The sequence below is a fragment of the Bacillus sp. 1NLA3E genome (assembly GCF_000242895.2).
In the GTDB taxonomy this organism is placed as follows: Bacteria; Bacillota; Bacilli; order Bacillales; family Cytobacillaceae; genus Bacillus_BU.
The window spans coordinates 67,333-89,263 of record NC_021171.1 but is presented as its reverse complement, the minus strand read 5'-3'; the positions used below and the strand labels follow the sequence as shown (position 1 = coordinate 89,263).

Below are 21,931 nucleotides of genomic sequence, written 5' to 3'. Positions count from 1 at the left end.
TCATAAAAGTTACGTTGGCTAGTGTCATGACCGAAGTCATTCACACTATTAAAAAATAATATTGTTGACGTTTGTTTGTTTAGTTTTCAAAGAGCAACTTGACTCAACTTCGCTCAAAAGCGACTTTTTAATACTAACACACTGTTAATACCGAGTCAACACTTTATTAAAATTCTTTTTTTATCTCGTTGCTATATCGTGGCAACAGATAATAATATAGCACCATTTTGAGCTCGTTGCAATATGTTTTTAATACTTTTTACACTTGGAGTTAAATGCAAAATATTCTAATAATTATCCACTTCTTTAATAAGTATTTACCTTTCAATATCATACTCTGCACTATCTTAATTTTTCAAAAAAAAGACAGACCATCGGGCCTGCCTAAATAAATATTATTAACGGTGACGCATTAACGGGAATAAGAGCACGTCCCTAATCGATGGAGAATTTGTTAATAGCATAACAACTCGATCGATCCCAATCCCAAGACCACCAGTTGGAGGCATACCGTATTCTAATGCTTCGACAAAATCTTCGTCCATTAGATGCGCTTCATCATTTCCCTGCTCACGTTCTTTAAGTTGTGCCTCAAAGCGCTCTCTTTGATCGATAGGGTCATTAAGTTCAGTAAAAGCATTAGCATGCTCACGAGCAACGATGAACAATTCAAAGCGATCTGTGAATCTTGGGTCCTCGTCATTTTTCTTAGCAAGTGGTGAAATCTCCACAGGATGACCATAAATAAATGTAGGTTGGATTAATTTATCTTCAATTTTTTGCTCAAAGAATTCGTTAACGATATGACCATAAAGCATATTGTTATTAATCTCAACACCATGTTCTTTTGCAAGTTCTCGAGCCTCTTCGACACTCATCTCCTGCCAGAAATCTGCACCAGTGAATTCTTTAATGGCATCTACCATATGAAGTCTTTTCCACTCTGGCTTAAGGTCTACTTCATATTCCCCATACTGAACTGTCGTTGTTCCTAGTACTTCTTGGGCAATATGAGCGATGAGGTTTTCAGTAAGGCTCATAATATCCCGATAGTCTGCATAGGCTTCGTAAAGCTCAATCATCGTAAATTCTGGATTGTGACGAGTTGAAACACCCTCATTTCTAAATACACGACCAATTTCATATACTTTTTCAAGACCACCCACAATCAGGCGTTTTAAATGAAGTTCGATCGCAATCCGCATAAATAATGGCATATCTAGTGCATTATGATGTGTAATAAATGGACGGGCCGAAGCACCACCAGCAATCGCATGCATCATTGGTGTTTCAACTTCTAAGTAGCCATGATCATCTAAATAACGACGCATCGACTGAATAATGCGGCTGCGTGTAATAAATGTCGATTTACTTTCTTGGCTCATAATTAAATCTAAGTAACGTTGGCGATATCGTTGCTCAATATCTTTCAGACCATGAAATTTATCTGGTAATGGGCGGAGTGCTTTTGTTAAAAATACAAAGTTAGTTACTTTTACCGAAAATTCTCCCATTTTTGTTCTAAACACTGTTCCAACTACCCCAACGATGTCCCCTAAGTCAGCAGAAGTGAAAACTTTATATTGTTCCTCCCCCACTGCATCTTGCCTTACGTAAACTTGAATTTGCCCTGTTAGGTCTTGGATGTGAGCAAAACCTGCTTTTCCTTTACCTCGCTTTGTCATAATTCGACCAGCTAGTGTTACGGAAATATTGTTTGTTTCGAGTTCTTCATTTTCCGCTTCCCCATATTGTTCGATTAATTCCTTTGTAAAATGAGTCCGCTCAAAACGCTTTCCAAATGGATCTAAACCATTTTCCCGCATTGTATTCATTTTTTCCCGTCTGACCACCAATTGGTCATTTAATTCTTCCTGACTCATTCCTATCAACTCCATTAATATATTAATTATGTAAAACGCTCGACAAAACCGCGCATTATCACCATTTTTTTTAGATACTTTATTATTTTACACAATCTTATCAGTTCAGACATCAAAAATGAAAATTAAATAGAATAAAACTGCCAGTTATGTACTGGCAGTTTATTTTATAACAAAAGTAATGTTGAAAAGTTGAAAATAAGCCAACCCTACCCAACATGTATTGCAAGTTGTTCTTTGTCTTCTAAATCTGTAACAAGGCCATATAATAACGCAACTAACTCCGCTCTTGTAACACATTCGTTAATCGCATTTCGAACAACGGCATTTCCTCTTATCCCTTTTAAATACCAGGCAGCATGCTTTCTCATTTCACGAACACCGATGTTTTCGTTTTTCAAATCAATCAATCGATCTAAATGAAGAATGCAAACGTCTATTTTTTCGCGAGCGCTTGGCTCACTGATTAGCTCACCAGTTTCAAGGTATTTTACAGTACGATAGATCATCCACGGATTCCCTAAAGCCGCTCGACCAATCATAACTCCGTCACAGCCGGTTTCAGTAAGCATTTTTTTAGCATCCTGAGGAGTTTGTACATCCCCATTACCGATAATTGGGATGTTTACGGCTTGTTTAACCTGACGGATAATATCCCAGTCAGATTTCCCTTCATACATCTGGACTCGCGTACGACCATGAAGGGCAACCGCTTGCCCACCAGCTCGTTCTACCGCTTGGGCGTTCTGAACCGCATAAATATGGTTTAGATCCCAGCCCATTCTCATTTTAACGGTTACTGGTTTTTTGACTGCGTCAACAACGGCTGCAACCATTTCATAAATTTTATCTGGGTCAAGCAGCCACTTTGCACCGGCGTCCACTTTGGTAATCTTCGGCACTGGGCAACCCATATTAATATCAATAATATCGGCATTTGTATTCTCATCAACAAAACGAGCTGCTTCTACAAGAGTTTCCCTCTCTCCGCCAAAAATCTGCAGACTTAGTGGTTTTTCCTGTTCATCAATATAAAGCATATCCAACGTTTTTTCATTTTTATAGACGATTCCTTTATCACTGACCATCTCCGCGCAAACTAAACCTGCTCCGAATTCCTTTACCGTCAGGCGAAATGCAGAGTTGCAGACTCCTGCCATCGGTGCAAGAACAATCGGGTTTTTCATCTCAATATTTCCGATTTTCAACATACGAGTTACCTCCTTCCTCTAGTTGTTTAGCTTATGCCTACCGGTGCTGATCATCCAGCATCCGCTTATTATTCTTGTTCATCTGGTGGTGTTAGCTCTTCTACGTCTATTTGTAGAATGGCGGCAACTAACTCTAAAAACTCCTGTGTTGGAAATCGATTACCACGTTCCATTTCTCCCAAAACTGAAACCGATACGCCTACTTTTTTAGCAAAAGATTCTTGTGTGAATCCTTTTAGCTTTCGAAAAGCGCGAATACGTCTTCCCCATTTTTCTGCTTCCATATTCGTACTCCTTTTTTATCAGGCAGATTTTCCACCCATAATTTCATAGGTTTCTCAATCATCGGTACGTTAATATCGTTGTTGATTTCTATGAGAGGTACCATAACAAATGCTCTATGATGCATCCGAGGATGAGGAACTATAAGATCTTCTGTTTCAATATTTTCATGATTATATAGTAGAATGTCAAGGTCCAATGTCCTTGGGCCCCACTTAATTTCCCTTTTTCTACCAAGATCAATTTCAATTTTTAAACACAACTTTAGCAGGTCTTCAGGTGAAAGTCCAGTATTTATAGCAATGACCATATTTAAAAAGGGGCCTTGATTTTCATATCCAACAGGATCTGTCTCATAAATTGAAGAAGCATTTACCAACTCAATCTCTTTTTCATTAGTTAATAATTGAATGGCATTTTTCAAATAATAAAATCGATCCCCCATATTTGAACCGATAGACAGATATGCCAAATTTCTCCCCATTTATTATCGACTCCTTTTGATTTCCACGGCAACATGTTGGTAATGTCCTGGAATAGGCGGGTTCGGTTTTATAACCTTTACGGTACACTCTGAAACCATTTCATATGTTTTAAGGACGTTCGTCGCTATTTTTTCAGCTACTGCCTCAATTAATTTTAAAGGTTCACCTTCTACTACATCTTTACAGATAGAAAAAAGTTCTGCATAGTTAATAGAATCATTTAGATTATCACTTTCTCCAGCTCTTTTTAAATCGACGAAAACGGTTAAGTCAACCATGAACCGCTGTCCTAGTCGGTTTTCTTCAGGTAGAACACCGTGATATCCAAAAAAATCCATTCTATATAGTTCAATTTTATCCACCATACTCCCCCTTTGCCAATAGTGCATCCATCATTTTTGCCATTCTAGCCATTTCTTTAACATCATGAACTCGGACGATTTGACACCCTTTTTGTATCCCGTAACAAACCGTTGCTCCTGTTCCCTCCATTCGTTCTGAAGTAGGTAAATTCATGACATTCCCAATCAATGACTTTCGTGATGTTCCTAGTAAAACAGGATACCCTAATGAAACGATCTTGTCCAAATTTCGCATCGTTTCGAGGTTTTCTTCTAGATCCCTTGCAAAACCGATACCTGGATCAAGAATAATCATGTCATCTTTTACACCTGCTTGTTTTACAAGGGCAATACTCTCAAATAAATCATTGAAAACATCTCGAATAAAGAGATCCGAATAATTTCGATCGTTTCGATTGTGCATCAGTACGATTGGCACCTGTAACTCTGCGGCCACCGCTGCCATGTTTGGGTCTGCTTTAGCTCCCCAGATATCATTAATTATATGAGCTCCAGCAAGAATTGCTTGTTTTGCGACTTCCGCCTTATAAGTATCTATGGAAATTGGAACATGAACACTCTTCGACAGAGCCTGAATTACCGGAACCACTCGGTTGATTTCTTCCTCAACGGAGATTTGAACATAACCAGGTCTTGTAGATTCCCCACCTACATCAATAATATCGGCGCCCTGTTCGACCATTTCAAGCGCATGATGCACTGCTTTTTCTATATGAGTATAATTTCCTCCATCGGAAAAAGAATCTGGAGTAACATTCAATATTCCCATTATTAAGGTCTTTTTTTCATAATCAAGTGAAAATGAACCACATTGAATGGTTGTTTTTCTTTCTTTTCGCATTGGTAATTCCTCCTGTAGCTGAACCAACCCTTAGATTGTGTTGGTAAAAATCCGACCTTAGCTTCAACAGTTTTTCTGGTTTGAAAAATCCAATTACCTCATTAAATCCAATTTTCTTAGCTAATTTTATAATAAATTTGCGAGTAATCCCATATAAAAATTCTAATCGAAGGGAGCGGACACAAACGAACCTCCATTTTTACGATCCAATTATTTTATCAGAATCATATTTCTCCTAATAAGAAAAAGAGGCATCAGCTGTTAGCTTCTGCCTCTCTTCTCTCATTTACCCTCTTAATCTTCAAATTGATAAAGCGGAGTACTGAAGTAGCGCTCACCATTATCTGGAATGATCGCAACAACTTTCTTCCCTTTACCAAGCTCTTTTGCTACCTTTAACGCCGCATAAATGGCTGCCCCACCAGAAACACCGGCTAGGATTCCTTCTTTTTTAGCAGCATTGCGTGCAGCTTCATAGGCTTGATCACCTGTTACTTGAATGATTTCATCGTATACATCTGTATCTAATACCTTTGGTACAAAACCTGCTCCAATTCCTTGGATTTTATGAGGTCCTGGTTTTCCTCCAGATAATACAGGTGAATCAGAAGGTTCAACTGCATATACTTTAATATTCGCATATTTTTCGCGAAGCACTTGTCCTACGCCTGTAATTGTACCACCTGTACCAATCCCTGCGATAAACGCATCTAATTGGTCGCCTAATTGTTCAGCGATTTCTTTTCCAGTTGTTCTTTTGTGTACTTCCGGGTTGGCAAAATTGTTGAATTGTTGTGGTACGAAATAACCATTTTCTTTAGCTAGCTCTTCCGCTTTACGAATAGCTCCGCCCATACCTTCTGGTCCAGGTGTCAGCACTAAATCAGCACCATATGCACGAAGGAGATTGCGGCGCTCTAAACTCATTGTTTCCGGCATTACTAAAATAGCTTTATAACCTTTTGCTGCTGCAATCATAGCCAAGCCAATACCAGTATTTCCGCTTGTTGGTTCGATAATTGTAGAGCCTGGTTTTAAACTTCCGTCTTCTTCTGCCGCTTCGATCATTGCAAGTGCAATACGGTCTTTTACGCTACTCCCAGGGTTAAAGTACTCTAATTTTAAATACACATCGGCACTGTTTTCATCAACAACACGATTTAATTTCACTATTGGTGTTTGTCCTACTAAATCTGCAACTGAATTTGCTACTTTTACCATTTTCTCTCCACCTCTTAATCCGAGTATTTATATAGGTTTTATAAAAGTAAATCTACCAATTTTCAGAGTATTTGTCAACCGTTTTGTTCAAAAAATCCAAATATTCATGATAAATCTTTTTAAATTATTAAGAATAGGCTAATTGCTTAAAAAAACAGGGCATCACTCAGTTTGACTGAAAGACACCCCATAAAAAATTGTTTGATTAAACTAGGATGACTAATCCTTTTTATTCCCGTAAAACCATTCTACCTTTGCCTCTTTCCAGAAAATATCCGCTGAAACGGACATATCCATCTGTTCAAGTGCTAATTGCCGACGGATCTGGTTCTTAACCTCTTTGTATGAATATTTTTTTTCAGGAATCCGTTCATGAAGGAGATAAACCGCATAACCTTCATCTGTTTTATATTGTTGTGTCCATTTCCCTGGTTTTAAATCCTTTATCTTCTCCATGATGTCATTGGAGATTCTTTCGTCTTCTTCATTTACATAACCAATGTCACCACCCTGATTCGCAGAAAATTCATCAATTGAACGTTCCATCGCTAAAACTGAAAAACTAGAACCCTGGGCTAATTCTTTAATAGTTTGCTCTGCTTCCTTTTTTGTATGGACGATAATTTGGGAAAGATGATAGGAAGTAGGGACAACAAAAAGGCTTTTATTCTGATTATAATATTTTTTCATTTCTTTATTTGATACAACTGCATCCTTTGTTAGAATCTCTTCAAGTAACAAACTGTACTTAATTTGCTGGCGCAGTTTTTCTTCATTTTGATTTTGGCCTTGAGTATAGGTCGTGGTTTTCAAAAGGGTTAATTCCCGGTCAATATCCTTATCCTTGACACTAATATTATACTTCTTTGCCATCTGCTCTATTACCCTTTGATCAATTAAATCCTTTAAAATGCTTTCTCCATATCTAGCTTCCATTTCATTCAACCATTCTTGACGTGAAATTGAATCATTTCCTATTGATGCAACTTTTTCCTGGTTACTTTGGAGCCAATGGGGTTTTAAAAGTATAACTGAAAAGGTTAAAATATTTAGGATGACAAGCCCTGCTATAATAAGCAAGTAGTGCTTTTTTTTCACGCGTCTTCCTCCAACGTTTCTCCGTTATTTAGCCTCTTTACCTAATTCCTCTAACTCTTGCTTTGAAAAAAGATATTTTTCATTGCAGAAATGACAATGGACCTCTGCTTGTCCATCTTCCTCAATCATATCCTTTATCTCCGCTTTTCCTAAACCAATAATCGCGCTGGCAAAGCGGCCCTTCGAACAATTACATGAAAAAGAAACAGGCACGGTTTCAAGAAAATGAACATTTCCTTTACCTAGAATTTCTTCTAACAGCTCCTCCGGATTTAGTCCCCTCTGAATCAAACTTGATACGGCAGGAATTTCTTTAAGCTTCTGTTCTATCTTTTCAATCGTTTCTTCTTGTGTATCAGGCATCAGTTGAATAATAAATCCACCTGCAGCCAAAATTGAATTATCCGGATTAACTAGAACACCCACACCAACTGACGATGGAACTTGTTCTGATGTGGCAAAATAATAGGAAAAGTCTTCTCCCAATTCTCCTGACACAATCGGGACTTGACCGCTAAAAAAGTCTCTCAGACCGATATCCTTAACAACAGTTAACGTTCCAGTGTTCCCAACAGCTTTACCAACATTAAGCTTTCCTTGGGCATTTTGTTCAAAGTGGATATGTGGATTGGTAACATATCCTCTAACCTCACCTTTTGCATTACTATCTACTAATATTGGCCCAATAGGACCTCCACCTTCAATCTTAATTGTTAGCTTTTGATCTCCCTTTAACATAGCGCCCATAATAACACCTGCTGTCATGGTCCGTCCTAAGGCTGCTGAAGCAATAGGCCATGTATGGTGGCGCCTTTGTGCTTCTTCAACTGTTTGCGTTGTTCTTGCGGCATATGCCCTAACCTGGCCATCAAATGCTAAGCCCTTTACTAAATAATCACTCATTCCTATGCTCCTTTCTCGTTGTAGCAGGGTTCATTTTTTTAGACTCTCCATATTCCGTTTATAAATAAGCTGTAAACCCTTTAATGTTAAAAATGGGTCCACTACATCAATACAAGTTGATTCTTGTGAAATCAAAGTAGCCAAGCCACCAGTGGCAATAACCATTGGCTTTACATTACTTTGTGCTTTCATTCTTTGAACAATCCCTTCGACCTGCCCAACATAGCCGAATAAGATTCCCGATTGCATCGCCGATACTGTATTTTTTCCAATGATATCATCGGGGCGTGATATCTCTATTCTTGGTAACTTCGCTGCTCTAGAGTACAACGCCTCTGTTGAAATCCCAATACCAGGAGCTATTGCACCACCCATATATTGATTATGTTCATTAATGTAGCAATAGGTAGTAGCGGTTCCAAAATCGACTATGATTAACGGACTACCATACTCATGAATGGCAGCTACCGCATTTACAATTCGGTCTGCCCCAACTTCCCGAGGGTTTTCATATTTAATATCAAGCCCTGTTTTCATACCTGGTCCTACGACTAAAGGTTTAACATGGAAATACTTTTGGCACATTCTTTCTAGTGAGAACATAATTGGAGGAACAACTGAAGAGATAATTATGCCATTTATCTCCGAAAAGGATAAATGTACGTGATCAAATAACTCCTTAATCATCATTCCATATTCATCTTCGGTTTTATTTCTGTTTGTTTCAATTCTCCAATGATGTATTAGCTCCTCATTGTTATAAACACCTAATACAATGTTGGTATTGCCGACGTCAAAAACAAAAATCACCCATCTCACCACTTTACATTTATTATTTATTATTTATTTTCTATTTTGCATCATATCATAATTACGATAATTGGTGAAAAAAAAGAGTCCTTATAAGGGAGTTGATAATAGGAAAAGGTGCCCATCAAGGGCACCTTACTTTTAGAGTAGTGGTTTATCTTCACTATCCTGTTTATCTAACTCTGTAGCATTACTATTAGAGTCTAGTTCATCCTTCTTAATCGAAATGTTCACTTTAACATCTTCTGATCCCATATTAATTATTGCAGAATCATTTTTTATGGTTCTATCAGGAAGTGTTCCGTGATCCATTAAGTGTTTAATTTGTTCAGCGTCTAACGTTTCAACTTCTAACAAAGTCGTCGCAATCAAATTAAGTAAACTGCGATTTTCAGTTAAAATAACCTTTGCTCTTTCATAGCTGTCTTTTATGAAACGTTGCATTTCTAAGTCAATTTCATATGCAATCGCATCGGAATAGTTTTGCTCATGACCTATATCTCTACCTAGGAATACTTGCCCTTGTGCTTGACCAAATTGTATTGGCCCAAGCTTGTCACTCATACCATACTCAGTAATCATTTTCCGGGCAATTCCAGTTGCTCTCTGGAAGTCATTATGAGCACCGGTACTTACTTCACCAAAGACGACTTCTTCGGCAACCCGACCACCCAGCAATCCGACCAACTTATCTAAAAGCTCCGGTTTTGTCATGAAGTAACGATCTTCTTTCGGAAGCATAACAGCATAACCACCTGCTTGACCCCGAGGGACAATTGTTACCTTGTGAACCATTTCAGCTTCGTCTAAAATAAGTCCAATTACTGTATGACCAGCCTCATGGAAAGCGACAATGTTTCGTTCTTTTTCAGAAATGACTCGACTCTTTTTCGCTGGACCAGCAATAACACGGTCTGTCGCCTCATCAATATCCAACATATCAACTTTCTTCTTACCTCGGCGTGCTGCAATAAGAGCCGCTTCGTTTAAGAGGTTTTCTAAATCAGCTCCAGAAAAGCCTGGTGTTCTAGAAGCTATCGCTTTAAGGTTAACCCCTTCATCAAGAGGTTTGTTCCGTGAATGTACTTTAAGTACTGCTTCACGCCCTTTAACATCTGGGCGGTCTACAGTAATTTGACGGTCAAAACGACCTGGTCTAAGTAACGCAGGATCCAAAATATCCGGACGGTTTGTTGCAGCAATGATAATAATTCCTTCATTTGCCCCAAAACCATCCATCTCAACTAATAACTGGTTGAGCGTTTGTTCACGTTCATCATGGCCTCCACCTAAACCAGCGCCACGTTGACGACCGACTGCATCAATTTCATCAATAAATATGATACATGGTGAATTTTTCTTGGCTGTTTCAAATAAATCACGGACACGGGAAGCCCCGACCCCAACAAACATCTCAACAAAATCAGAACCACTAATTGAAAAGAAAGGAACTCCTGCCTCACCAGCAACTGCACGTGCCAATAACGTTTTCCCTGTTCCTGGAGGTCCAACTAATAAAACCCCCTTCGGGATACGTGCACCTAGTTCAGCAAATTTACGAGGATCCTTCAAAAATTCAACAACTTCAACTAGCTCTTGTTTTTCCTCATCCGCACCGGCTACATCTTTAAACCGGGCCTTTTTCTTCTCATCATTGTAAAGCTTTGCTTTACTTTTTCCAAAATTCATTACCCTGCTTCCGCCGCCTTGGGCTTGATTTAATAAGAAAAAGAACAGGATAAAAATAATGATAAATGGAATGATTGATGTAAAGAAGGTGACCCATCCGCTTGTTTCCTTAGCAGGTAGTACTTCCACCTTCGAATTAGCTGCTGCTTTATTAATTTTGGATAGCGATTCTTCACTATTCCAGACGTAAGTTACGAAATACTTGTCTTTATCGTAGCTATCAAGCTGTCCCCGAACCTGATAAACACCTCGTTCAGGCTGTAATGAAAGGGACTTAACTTGGCCACCTTCCAAGTATCCAATAAACTTATCGTAAGATATATTCTCTGTTGGCTCGTTATTGCCATTAAAGAAGCTAACTACGCCAATAATGACTAAAAAAATTAATAAATAAAAGATGGTATTACGGAAGATCCGATTCATCCCTTACCTCCTCCCACTCTAAACAAACTATATTAAATAGTATCATAGAAAATTGCACCAATACAAGGAATTACCCCCAGCAGATGCCTGTAACTATAATCAAGCTTGTTTCATTTGTGTTTCTTATTTTTCACTTAATCGTTGGTGCTATATACCTCTGGCTTCAAAATTCCAATATACGGCAAATTGCGGTACCTTTCAGCAAAATCGAGACCATAACCTACCACAAATTCGTCTGGAACTATGAATCCAACATAATCCGCTTGAAGATCGGCTTTACGTCCTGATGGTTTATCAAGCAATGTCACAATCTTAATGGACTTTGCCTTGCGATAACGGAAAAGCTCAACAAGATAGCTTAAAGTTAAGCCGCTATCAATAATATCCTCAATAATCAAAATATCTCGACCTTCAACTTGTGTGTCAAGATCCTTTAATATTTTGACCTCTCCTGAAGATACAGTGGAATTTCCATAGCTTGAGACATCCATAAAGTCCATCTCAAGATGTGTATCAATTCTCTTAAGAAGATCGCCCATAAAAGGCATAGCTCCTTTTAAAACTCCAATTGCCAAAGGAAAGCGATCAAGATATTCCTCTGTTAATTGATTGGCAAGAACTTTAATTTTGTCTTGAATCTGCTCTTCAGTTATCAAAACTTTTTCAATATCCCTTTTCATTACTGGTTGCCCCCTAGAAGAATCATTGCTTTTATATGTTAATTGAATATAGCTGGTGTTTGGATGATCCCTTATTATATGTTTACCCTTTTTAATGCCTGGCACCCAGAGAATATTTCCCTCGTTGTCCGTAACAATCGGCCATACATTTCGGTCATGAATTGGGATTTTCTGTTCAATAAAGATTTCTTTAATCTTCTTCGTCCCATCCATACCCTTTACGCTCATGCGATCACCATTTTTCCTGGTACGGATGATAATAGGAAAAGAAATCTCGTTACAGTCGAGAACAAGTCGATTTACATCATTCCCCAATAATGCCTTCTTATTAAACTGAATTGAAATTTCAGACCCATTGGGTAGCAACAAGTCTCCTGGCTCAGTGATTTCGAACTGATATGGGAGTATTTCCTTTTGATGGAATATAAAAAAACACTCATCATAGGAACGCACAACCTGCAAGCCGTTAGGGAAATCAAGTGTTCCTGAAGGATGAGGATTTCGCATTAAGGAAAGTAATTGGTCTATATGTATTGCGGAAAGGGAATCAAGTCTTTCCTTGTAAAGATATTTTAATATTAGTTGAATACCTCTTCGTTGTAAAGGTATTGGCATTGTTGCAAAGATTTTAATGTCAACAGTCATTTTATCTTTATCGTTCTTCATTACTTTATTCATTTTTTGGACTGTTAATTCCTGAAGATATTCCTCATCATTTTGGATGTCCTCACTGAACCGTTGAAAATGTTCATGAACCAAAGGATTTTCATCTTTCAAAAAGGGAAGCATGTATTTCCGAAAGCGATTTCGACTGTATATGTCTTTATTATTACTTGGATCTCTACGTGGATCCAAATGATGCTCTGTACAATACGCTTCAATTTCTTTTCTCGTTAAACAGAGAAAAGGGCGAATAATTTGACCCCTTGCAAAAGATCGATTAAATAAAATTCCTGCCCTTGCCCTTCCCGTGCTCCCTCGGGTTAGTCTCATTAAAATTGTTTCAATTTGATCGTCACCGTGATGTCCTAGTGCTAAATAAGGAAACTCATATTTTCCCATAACTTCTTTAAAAAAATTATACCTACACTCTCGAGATGCAACTTGTGAATTTTTCCCTGTTATTCCAATATAGGCAGGTACGTCAATATGTTTTACTTCAAATGGAATACTATGTTTTTGGCAAAATTCTTCAACAAATTTTGCCTCATTAAAAGATTCAATTCCACGAAACATATGGTCAACATGTGCTGCAACGATCTTTATATTCCATCTATCACGCTTACTTAAGAGATAATGAAGAAGGGCTATCGAGTCTGGTCCACCAGATACACCAACAACAACTCCCTTATTTTTCAATTCAATTCCATGATGATCAAAAAAGGCGGTTACCTTGTTTTCTAACATGCTAATCTTCCTTTAAACAAATTGTACCCTTAATAATTTGAGGATTATTAAAAGCTTATCACTTTTCTCTATTCCGATACAAAAACAAAGGCATATCTTAAAGAAAAAAATTCATAATTGGTTTTCTTTCAATACGATTTAGATTTAAAAAAGTTTCAATTATTTTTTAAACTTTTAAAGATGATCATAAATATAAAAAATATAAAAAATACAGATTACCGAAGCAATGATAATTGTTTCAAGCATTCCGCCTTGTTTCTTTTGTTTTGAATACTTCCCCCGACTTACCGTCACTGGTTGATGTGTACTTTTTCGTGTTGTTACTTGAGGCCGCTTCGGAACATGATTCAAGGCATGAAGCATGTCTAAACGCATTTGACTTGCTGAAGCATAGTCCCCCTGTAAAGCTTTGATCAAAATATCCTCGATCCTCTTTAATTCTTTTTTTTGGTGAATCATACTTTTTAACTGTGACATTCCGCCGGTCGTTTTATTAAATCGGTTTGGATAGGCAGTATTCAACATAATCATGGCCACAGAAAATAAATCATAGCTTGCCTCAGCTTTACGGCTCCCTAACCCCCAGTAACCTCTATCGAAAAATTCCGTAAACTCCTTAATTGCTCTACCTTGTAGCGTTGTTCCACCTACATCAATACAACGAATACTAGGAGGTGGGCCTGTTATAATAAGGTTTTCTGGCTTTAAATCTCCAAATACCCACCCATTTTGATGAAGTTGCTCTAAATCAGATAATAATTGCAGAACGAATACATTCGTCCATTCCGGCCCTTTTTTGTTAATATACGTCAATAGATCAGGGCCTTCTATATATTCCATTACATAGTAGGATATTTTCCCAATTCTTATTTCCCAATCATCAACATCAAGCAAACAAGGTCCAAGGGTTGAACCCTGGACCTTGGCAAAGGACTTCAGCACATTAACCTCAGAAGTAATCGACATACTATTATCACTCATTTTTAAGGCAACTAATCCATTAAGTGATTGAGCTAAGTAAACAATTCCATTTGCACCCTTACCAAGCTCTTTGATAATTGTGTAACGATGATGATGCCACTTTCCTTGTATTACTGTCCCTGGGCTAGCCTTACATTGACTCTTCAAAGAATGATTCATCATCACCAGATAACAAACTCCTTAATGATCTTTTTTGCTTAAAATAAGTTAATGCTTCACGAATAGCCGGCCCTGTAGGAGTTAATCCTCCAGTTGTTAATTTTGGGAAAATAGTTGTTAAGGATTCCAACTTCGGTGTCCAATCTAAAAGTTTTTCGACATCGTTCTTTTTCCCGGGAAATACAAAAACCGAAAAACGGTTATCTCCTGATCTAGCATTTAGACTCAGTGATAAGTCTAACAGAGCCTCCTTTACTGTCGGAAGTTTTTGCTTCATGCTTGCACTGGTATCGACCAGAATCAACACTTCTAACTCGACTTTCTCACCTAGTTCATCTACCACTTCCATTACCTCTCCGCGTTTTTCCGGAGGCAGATCTTCAACCGTTTTTGAACCACCAAGAATTTGTTGAATTTCTCGATTAACAAGCCCCTGCAATGTCTGTGTCATTGCTTTTCTTGTAACCATTTGCACAGTTTGAGAAAGTTGAGTTGCATAAACGACTTGGCTTACTCCCTTACCAGCCATAGAAATATCTTCAATTTCCTTTAAGCCTCTTTCATCAATGATATCCTGATCTATAACTCCAATAACATTTATCGTGATGCCTTGTTCGTTCGCGAGGGCTGACATCGCGACAGGATCCTCACCATGATTTGAGCAACCGTCTGTAATTAGTAGTATTTGGCGTAATTTGCCTGTCTTCATTCTTTCCCTCCATCCAATTTTCCCTACCATCTTCGCCGAAAAAAGATGATGTTATACACAAAAAATTGGAAACTATTTATGCTTTTTTGCGGAGTTTTTGCATGGGGATTGATGCCCATTTCGGGGTATTGTGCTGTATTTTAGAAACGACAATTGTCATATCATCGTCAATATAACCACCTCTTGATCGAATGACATCCTCAATAATCAAATCTGCAATCTGCTGTGGATCTTCTGTCTCTAATTCCTGAAGCTTTCGTTTCATCCAAAGATCGTAGTTCTCAACATGTTTTGGACCTTCAAAAACCCCATCGCTCATCATAATCAGTAAATCTCCAGCCTTAAGTTGTTCCCCAACTACATCTACATCAAATTCCTGAAAGACTCCCATCGGCAAATTGCTCGCTTGGATTTTCATGACCTTGTTCCCTCTTTTAATAAAGCTTGGAGTGGAGCCAATCTTTAAAAATTTTGCGGAGGCATTTTGTAAATCAATCATTGCTAAATCTAAGGTTGAAAATACCTCATCATTTGTCCGAAGAGACAACACAGAATTCACTGACTTGATAGCCACCTTTTCTTCAATTCCTGATTGTAATATTTTTTGAAGTAAACTAAGAGTCTCGGTGCTTTCAAGATGGGCACGTTCACCATTTCCCATTCCGTCACTTATGGCAATAGCATATTTACCAAAACCAAGCTCTATCGTGGAATAACTATCTCCTGATACAAAACCACCATCCTTCGCCGCATGGGAAACTCCAGTTTCGACGACATAGGCTTTGGCTGAACCAAAGGTAACATGTGAAAATCCATTCGGGAAAGTTGAACATTCCTCCGAATTAACCACAATAGTCTCTCCGAGAATATCTGATAGCATTGGAGCAATTAGCTTTTCACATTCCCCGTGACCTTCAGAATAGGGGACAGTCATATCAATATCAACATTACCTTTCATTAAACTATAGATTTCTACCTGTTCAATTTGAATACCAAACTCCTGTAAGGACTCTAATATTTGCTCCTCTTGTTTGTGATGGTTTTCCCGTTCCCTTTGAATTTCCTTAGCAAAATTCTCCATTACCTCTGACACTCCCAGCAGTTGTTCTGCTACAAGTCTGCGGCTTTCTTGAACTTGCTTTTTCAGTTTTTGATTTGCTTGAAAATAAGTTAACTCTTGACCAATTGCATCGATTACTTTATTTGACCGGGTACAATGCTTTTCCCATTCCCTCGATATCTTTTGTGGAACCACTCCATAATTTTGATCCATTTCCTGCATAATCTCTTTCATAGAATCATAGGTTGTATTAAAGTTCCTTGTCCAACAATAATCCTTCTTAAAGCATGTTTGACACGTTTTTTCAGTTACATTACTTAGGAAAAAATCCAGTTCCCTTGACGGATCATCAACTTTCCCATGAGCTTCATTTGATGTAAAACTATTTGATAAAGCCTGGAATACATTTGAAAATTGGGAAACCTTTTGCGCCGTGACATCTCTCATTTTTCTCATATATTGTTGTTGCTCTGCCGCATATTCGGCCGTACCTGGAATATGTTTTGCTAACTTTATGGTTAATCCCTGAGGAGTAAGAAGAACTAACAAGATAGCAGCCAAGGTCTCATATACGGTTTTTGAAAGTAATCCTCCACCTTCTCCATACATCCCTACTAATACGGTTGCAATCAATAACCCTAATGAAACACCAATCTTTTTTCCCTCTTTAAGGAGGCCACCCAGTAAGCCAGAAAAAGCAAGCAAGCTCATTTGATAAAAACTAGAAACATTTGCTAGACTCAAAATCAAACCTGTTACAACTCCCACTGTAGACCCGACTGTTGCCCCAGCAACTAGAGAAAACAATAATACTAAGTATCTTGATACAATATTTTCTATTGATAAATTATAAACTGACCAGCCTATTGTACCGGTCATAATCGATGCAAGCATGATAATCAAACAAACAATTTCTTCTGTTTTTAATGGTTGCCTTCGCTTGTTTATCGATAATAGGGGAATACTTTGTTGGAAAATTAAGGTTAAAATACAACCTAACCCCCCATCAACACCTGCCATTATCCCATCATAGATCGATACCTCTTGATCCACAAAATAACCCTGGATTAGATTACCTGCTAAGAGAATGAAAAATACAATGGTTGGAACCGTTTTAAGATCATTTTTTAACCATTTCTCGACAATTCGGTAGACAATGAGGAATAAAACCGAACTTCCAAAGGTTACAGCAGTGTCTGAGATTGATAGAGTAGTAGCACCAGCGACTAAACCAATCAGAGCTAACGGAGCTCTATCTCGCTTAATTAAATAAACAGCAGCAAAGAATGGTAGACTAAATGGGGTCAGTTTTTCTAAAATCAAGGCTCGTCCCAATAAAAAACCGATAAATAATAGAATATAGCCTTTTTTTATAAAAAAAGTTTCTAGTTTAGCTGAAATTTTTTTCAATCCACTAAATAAATCTACTTTTGAACCGCTAAAATTCACTTCTCCAATCGGTTCAATTAAATTCCGCTCTACCTTTGCCATTAGCCACACTCCTTACGATTACTATTTCTATTTATTATATAGGTGTAATTGTCAAAATTTTGTCACAATTCCAAATGCCTATTATATTTTTGTTCGACTCATTTCTCCGAAAAACCCAAAAAGGAAACATTATTATTAATGCTCCCCCTTTTCCAATATAAAAAATATTGACAGGCTCACTTTTTCTATGTATTATACATTTTGTGCCTTAAATTTTGGCGGTGTAGCTCAGCTGGCTAGAGCGTACGGTTCATACCCGTAAGGTCGGGGGTTCGATCCCCTCCGCCGCTATAACGAAGAACGGAAGTCGCCCGTTAATCGGCGCTGTGGCTAGACAAATAGAAAAGCATAAAAAAACCGCCCAGAGTTTTTACTTTGGGCGGTTTTCCCTATATTAATAGAACCAAAAAAAGACAAGCTTTTATAAAAACCTGTCTCTTCATACATAAATATATAATAGCAAAAAGTCCACATGTTTAATAAAAAATAAGCAGCAAGTTAACCTCTTTTGGCTCCTCTTCCACCGCGTTTGGATTCTGTATGACGCTTTAATGATGATAAGCGATCTTCACTATCCTTTAAGAAGCGTGCCATTTTTGATTCGAAATTTTCGACTTTGTTGTTGTTATTGTTGCGGTAATCATTCGCTTTTCCCTGGCGCGGACGCTGTGAATTAGAACGTGGTTGTGGCCTTAATTCAACCTTCTCTTTTGCCTTCTTGATTGATAAGCCAATTTTACCATCATTTCCAATATTAATTACCTTAACCTCGATAATATCGCCTACTTTTAGGTGATCATTAATATCTTTAACATAGTTATCAGCGACCTCACTAATGTGAACAAGACCAGTTGAACCCTCTGACAGCTCTACAAACGCTCCAAAATTCGTAATGCCCGTTACCTTCCCTTGTAACTTGCTGCCTACTTCGATTGACATATAAAAAATTTTCCTCCTTAAGAAATATAAAAAATCAAACTTAGTATATAATATATAAAATTAAGTGAAAATGTGTGTCAATTAGTTAACTTTCCAGATGTTTTTCCCTTTTTCTCATCTGGAATATTGAAGATAATCTCATTGTTTTCTGATAAGAAATAGTCTTTACGAGCCAGCTTGGCTATGTACTCGTCGTCATTTAGCTTAATAATTTCATCTTTAAGACCACTGTGATCTTTCTTTAGATCCACCAATTCATTTTGTAGTTTGGCCTTTTCAGATTCCCTTTTTTCGAGTGAAGAGGCTTGCGACATGAGTGTAGAAATCATAAAGTATGCAATTACACTGGCAAAAACGAGGAAGAAGAATAGTCTTCTAACTACCCGTTTTCGCTTGTTAACAGCATTGATTCCCGCTATTTCATGTTGGTATGCTAAATCAGTTTGTATTTTTGCAACGTTTCTTTTGATGGCACTCAATGACGCAGACCTCCTTACTATTTTTGCTTTTTCCACCGTTCTATCATACTACTCAAATATTTCTTTATTTTTCTCAAAAATCCTGCCATTATATTATATAACTTCTCGACGATTTTTTTAATCCTTTTCGGCAATAATTTCCAAAATAGTAACAAAATAATCACAATTGGTCTAAACAAAACTTTGACAATCCATACAAGTGTTTTTCCGATAAATTTCAAAAAAAGCAGCAGCCCCCGAACTGCGGCCATCATAATCGAAATGAGGAAACCGAATAACACTAACAGCGGTCGATAAATAAGAATCTGAACCAATTTAACAAAGAATCTCCAAATAGAGATGATTATGGTGATAGCCATTTCTAAGCATTTTAAATAAACCCGTTTCATTAGACTTTGATAAGCTGCAAATCCACAAAATAAGGCAATAAATATATAAAATCTAAGATCCCCTTCATTTACAATAAACAGCACATAAAAAATAGTTAATCCTTGTAATAACCAAAATAATATATCATTTAGAAAAACAAGCCAGTGTTTTTGGGTATCCCGCTTTAAGAAACGATTGTACGTATCCAATGCTGCTCCAAAGAAGGACCCCATGCCGACCATAGCCAGCATGGTAATAAATTGCGTTGAAAGTGTCATCGGAATAACTTGCTAAAGAATCCCTTAGCCTTCTCCCCATGCTGCTGCTCATCCAAGTAAATTAATTCGTAAATTTTACCTTTAATCGCGACAATCCCTTTATCTACATCTAGATTCTTCATTTGCAAATTTTGACCCTTAATTGCTAAAAATCCCATCACTGTCTCCAATAGAAACTCCTCATTATCAAAGCTTTCTACTTGCTTCACCCCGGTAATTTCTAGAATTCGTCTACCTCGCATGATCACATCGTGCTCTTGAACATTGGTGGTTTTAGTAGAGTTTTGATCATAATATTGGCTCACCTTTCATCCCTCTCAGTCAGCTGCTTTTTGTACAAGTGTATGAAAATGGGAGAAAATATAGAACTGAATCAAGGGCGATAAAAAAAACAGAGGCGGTTGATTACGCCTCTGCTACTCGATCTTCACTTATAACTGAATACATTTCTGCGGCCTCTTCTTTTCGGGAAGACTCTTGGAGCCGTTCAACCTTTACCGTCACAATCCTTTGACCAAATTTAACAGTCAGTACATCGCCCACCTTAACAGTAGTACTTGACTTTGCCTGCTTGCCATTGATTTCAATTCTGCCTTGGTCAGAAATTTCCTTTGCAACTGTTCGACGCTTTATTAATCGTGAAACTTTTAAAAATTTATCTAAGCGCACGAGTCATTCCTCCTTTTGGATCAAATTATAAACCCAATTTCTTTGCTTGTTCCCAATATTGATCAAGCTCATCAAGATCATGGTCTGCAAATACTCTTCCACTCTCTTTAACCTGTGCTTCTACAAACTGGAACCTTTTTGTAAACTTTTGGTTCGTAGCCAAAAGCGCTTCCTCTGGATGTATTTTATAAACACGTGCCAAGTTAATCATTGAAAACAGCAGATCACCAAACTCCTTTAAGGAATTTTCATTTTTTTCCGCTTTGTTGATCTCATCTTCAAATTCCTTAAGTTCCTCTTTTACCTTAGCCCAAACAGGAGCTGTTTCTTGCCAATCGAATCCTACCTTGGCCGCTTCCTTTTGAAGCTCAAATGCCCTGATTAGGCTCGGTTGGGCCATTCCAACTTTATCTAAAAGAGAGGCTTCTCGCTTCGTCTTTTCTCCACTCTTTATTTCTTCCCAATTGCTCAGAACATCCTCGACATTGTTAACTTCCACATTTCCAAAAACATGCGGATGACGCCGGATCATTTTAGCTGAAATTCCTTCAATAACATCATCAATTGAAAAATAGCCTTCATCTTCGCCAATTTGGGCGTGAAGCATTACTTGAAGTAAGACATCCCCTAATTCCTCTATCATATGATCGATATCGTCATTATTGATCGCTTCAATCAATTCATATGATTCTTCAATTAAATATTTTTTTAAACTCTGATAGGTTTGCTTTTTATCCCATGGACAGCCATTTGGTCCCCGAAGCTCAGCAATAATTTGGCGAAGCTTAGCAAAATCTTTATAGAGAATTACTTCATCGGTAACTGGCGGTACATACACTGTTGTTAAATTATTTATTTTAACTACCCTGTCCAGTTCATACAAAGGAATCTCCTGTACCTGCTCTGCATCACTTCCGGCGGCGGTTACGACATATACCTTATAATCGTCTGGTAGTCTTTCCATTAACGTTAACTTAACATTTGAAGCAACATAAGTATCATATACTTGTCCAATCATCACATGCTGATGAAGATTGAGCTCCTCGCGAGTTAAGGAAGTTCCGTCCAATAATTGAAATCCGTCGATTGGATCAATTAAAAGTGCCTGAAAAATGGAGTCAATAAAGCTTTGACCACCACCAATTTCTATTTCTATCCCTCGTTCTGCCCCTTTAGCTAATAAAAGCTGGACCGTTTTCTCGGCCACGAGAGGATGTCCAGGAACAGCATAGGTGATGGTTACAGTTTCGCATTTTTGAAGCAGGATTTCACTAATCTCTTCATACACTTGTTCAAATTGATCAAATTTTTCGTAGACAGAATCAAATGATTCAAATTGAACACCCTCCTTTTCCAGATCACGGATAACAGGATGCTCCCTTGTTCTTAAATAAACAAGATTGGTTTGAACCACTTTTTTATAGACTCCAAATGGAAGCTGGTTCAAGTCTCCAGCACCCAAACCAAGAACAACAATTTTCCTTGTCAATGGGATCATCTCC

21 protein-coding genes, 1 tRNA gene and 1 pseudogene are annotated in these 21,931 nt (G+C 37.8%); 1 reads left to right on the top strand and 22 read right to left on the bottom strand.

Annotation, left to right across the window (positions count from 1 at the left end; all coding sequences use genetic code 11):
* Positions 1-398: 398 nt before the first annotated feature.
* From lysS to spoIIE, 16 genes and pseudogenes are all read right to left on the bottom strand, one after another.
* A complete protein-coding gene (lysS, locus tag B1NLA3E_RS00435) occupies positions 399-1,883 on the bottom strand; it encodes a lysine--tRNA ligase (protein ID WP_015591926.1) in 1,485 nt (494 codons plus the stop codon).
* Positions 1,884-2,092: 209 nt separating this feature from the next.
* Positions 2,093-3,094 carry a tRNA dihydrouridine synthase DusB gene (gene dusB, locus B1NLA3E_RS00430; RefSeq protein WP_015591925.1) on the bottom strand — a complete coding sequence of 334 codons (1,002 nt, stop codon included), beginning with the start codon at positions 3,092-3,094 and terminating at the stop codon, positions 2,093-2,095.
* A gap of 68 nt (positions 3,095-3,162) precedes the next feature.
* Positions 3,163-3,378, bottom strand: coding sequence for a helix-turn-helix domain-containing protein (locus tag B1NLA3E_RS00425; RefSeq protein WP_015591924.1), 216 nt, complete (start codon positions 3,376-3,378; stop codon positions 3,163-3,165).
* Positions 3,330-3,860, bottom strand: a complete 531-nt coding sequence (gene folK, locus B1NLA3E_RS00420) for a 2-amino-4-hydroxy-6-hydroxymethyldihydropteridine diphosphokinase (RefSeq protein ID WP_015591923.1) — start codon at positions 3,858-3,860, stop codon at positions 3,330-3,332. The genes B1NLA3E_RS00425 and folK overlap by 49 nt, the downstream gene beginning before the upstream one ends.
* A gap of 3 nt (positions 3,861-3,863) precedes the next feature.
* A complete protein-coding gene (gene folB, locus B1NLA3E_RS00415; protein WP_015591922.1) occupies positions 3,864-4,223 on the bottom strand; it encodes a dihydroneopterin aldolase in 360 nt (119 codons plus the stop codon).
* The gene (gene folP / locus B1NLA3E_RS00410) at positions 4,216-5,064 is read right to left on the bottom strand and encodes a dihydropteroate synthase (protein WP_015591921.1); all 849 of its coding nucleotides are present in this window, start codon (positions 5,062-5,064) and stop codon (positions 4,216-4,218) included. The genes folB and folP overlap by 8 nt, the downstream gene beginning before the upstream one ends.
* A 294-nt stretch (positions 5,065-5,358) precedes the next feature.
* Entirely contained in the window at positions 5,359-6,285 is a 927-nt protein-coding gene (gene cysK / locus B1NLA3E_RS00405) for a cysteine synthase A (protein ID WP_015591920.1), read from the bottom strand.
* A gap of 219 nt (positions 6,286-6,504) precedes the next feature.
* Positions 6,505-7,383, bottom strand: a complete 879-nt coding sequence (locus B1NLA3E_RS00400; RefSeq protein WP_015591919.1) for a peptidyl-prolyl cis-trans isomerase — start codon at positions 7,381-7,383, stop codon at positions 6,505-6,507.
* 24 nt (positions 7,384-7,407) lie between these two features.
* Positions 7,408-8,286: an Hsp33 family molecular chaperone HslO gene (gene hslO / locus B1NLA3E_RS00395; RefSeq protein ID WP_015591918.1), complete on the bottom strand. Its 879-nt coding sequence runs from the start codon at positions 8,284-8,286 to the stop codon at positions 7,408-7,410.
* Between the two features lie 30 nt (positions 8,287-8,316).
* Positions 8,317-9,096 carry a type III pantothenate kinase gene (locus tag B1NLA3E_RS00390; protein WP_015591917.1) on the bottom strand — a complete coding sequence of 260 codons (780 nt, stop codon included), beginning with the start codon at positions 9,094-9,096 and terminating at the stop codon, positions 8,317-8,319.
* Positions 9,097-9,237: 141 nt separating this feature from the next.
* Positions 9,238-11,208, bottom strand: coding sequence for an ATP-dependent zinc metalloprotease FtsH (gene ftsH, locus B1NLA3E_RS00385; RefSeq protein WP_015591916.1), 1,971 nt, complete (start codon positions 11,206-11,208; stop codon positions 9,238-9,240).
* Positions 11,209-11,342: 134 nt separating this feature from the next.
* Positions 11,343-11,888, bottom strand: coding sequence for a hypoxanthine phosphoribosyltransferase (hpt, locus tag B1NLA3E_RS25080; protein WP_015591915.1), 546 nt, complete (start codon positions 11,886-11,888; stop codon positions 11,343-11,345).
* Positions 11,889-12,023: 135 nt separating this feature from the next.
* Positions 12,024-13,295 (bottom strand): annotated as a pseudogene (gene tilS / locus B1NLA3E_RS00380) (tRNA lysidine(34) synthetase TilS); the annotation flags it as partial.
* A gap of 174 nt (positions 13,296-13,469) precedes the next feature.
* The gene (locus B1NLA3E_RS00375; RefSeq protein WP_015591914.1) at positions 13,470-14,438 is read right to left on the bottom strand and encodes a protein kinase domain-containing protein; all 969 of its coding nucleotides are present in this window, start codon (positions 14,436-14,438) and stop codon (positions 13,470-13,472) included.
* On the bottom strand, positions 14,407-15,144 hold the full coding sequence (locus tag B1NLA3E_RS00370; protein ID WP_015591913.1) for a vWA domain-containing protein: 738 nt from the start codon (positions 15,142-15,144) through the stop codon (positions 14,407-14,409). Before B1NLA3E_RS00370 ends, B1NLA3E_RS00375 begins: the two co-directional genes overlap by 32 nt.
* A gap of 76 nt (positions 15,145-15,220) precedes the next feature.
* Positions 15,221-17,695: a stage II sporulation protein E gene (gene spoIIE, locus B1NLA3E_RS00365; RefSeq protein ID WP_015591912.1), complete on the bottom strand. Its 2,475-nt coding sequence runs from the start codon at positions 17,693-17,695 to the stop codon at positions 15,221-15,223.
* Between the two features lie 217 nt (positions 17,696-17,912).
* On the opposite strand from spoIIE, the gene B1NLA3E_RS00360 reads away from it, so the two are divergent.
* Positions 17,913-17,986 (top strand) — tRNA-Met (locus tag B1NLA3E_RS00360).
* Positions 17,987-18,193: 207 nt separating this feature from the next.
* Here B1NLA3E_RS00360 and B1NLA3E_RS00355 read toward each other — a convergent pair.
* From B1NLA3E_RS00355 to mazG, 6 genes are all read right to left on the bottom strand, one after another.
* The gene (locus B1NLA3E_RS00355) at positions 18,194-18,634 is read right to left on the bottom strand and encodes a S1 domain-containing RNA-binding protein (protein ID WP_015591911.1); all 441 of its coding nucleotides are present in this window, start codon (positions 18,632-18,634) and stop codon (positions 18,194-18,196) included.
* Between the two features lie 77 nt (positions 18,635-18,711).
* The gene (locus B1NLA3E_RS00350) at positions 18,712-19,113 is read right to left on the bottom strand and encodes an FtsB family cell division protein (RefSeq protein WP_015591910.1); all 402 of its coding nucleotides are present in this window, start codon (positions 19,111-19,113) and stop codon (positions 18,712-18,714) included.
* 17 nt (positions 19,114-19,130) lie between these two features.
* Complete coding sequence (gene yabQ / locus B1NLA3E_RS00345) at positions 19,131-19,760, bottom strand: spore cortex biosynthesis protein YabQ (protein WP_015591909.1); 630 nt, start codon at positions 19,758-19,760, stop codon at positions 19,131-19,133.
* Positions 19,757-20,065, bottom strand: a complete 309-nt coding sequence (gene yabP, locus B1NLA3E_RS00340; protein ID WP_015591908.1) for a sporulation protein YabP — start codon at positions 20,063-20,065, stop codon at positions 19,757-19,759. The genes yabQ and yabP overlap by 4 nt, the downstream gene beginning before the upstream one ends.
* Positions 20,066-20,165: 100 nt before the next feature.
* Positions 20,166-20,429, bottom strand: a complete 264-nt coding sequence (locus B1NLA3E_RS00335) for an RNA-binding S4 domain-containing protein (RefSeq protein ID WP_015591907.1) — start codon at positions 20,427-20,429, stop codon at positions 20,166-20,168.
* Positions 20,430-20,454: 25 nt separating this feature from the next.
* The gene (mazG, locus tag B1NLA3E_RS00330; RefSeq protein ID WP_015591906.1) at positions 20,455-21,918 is read right to left on the bottom strand and encodes a nucleoside triphosphate pyrophosphohydrolase; all 1,464 of its coding nucleotides are present in this window, start codon (positions 21,916-21,918) and stop codon (positions 20,455-20,457) included.
* Positions 21,919-21,931 lie beyond the last annotated feature (13 nt).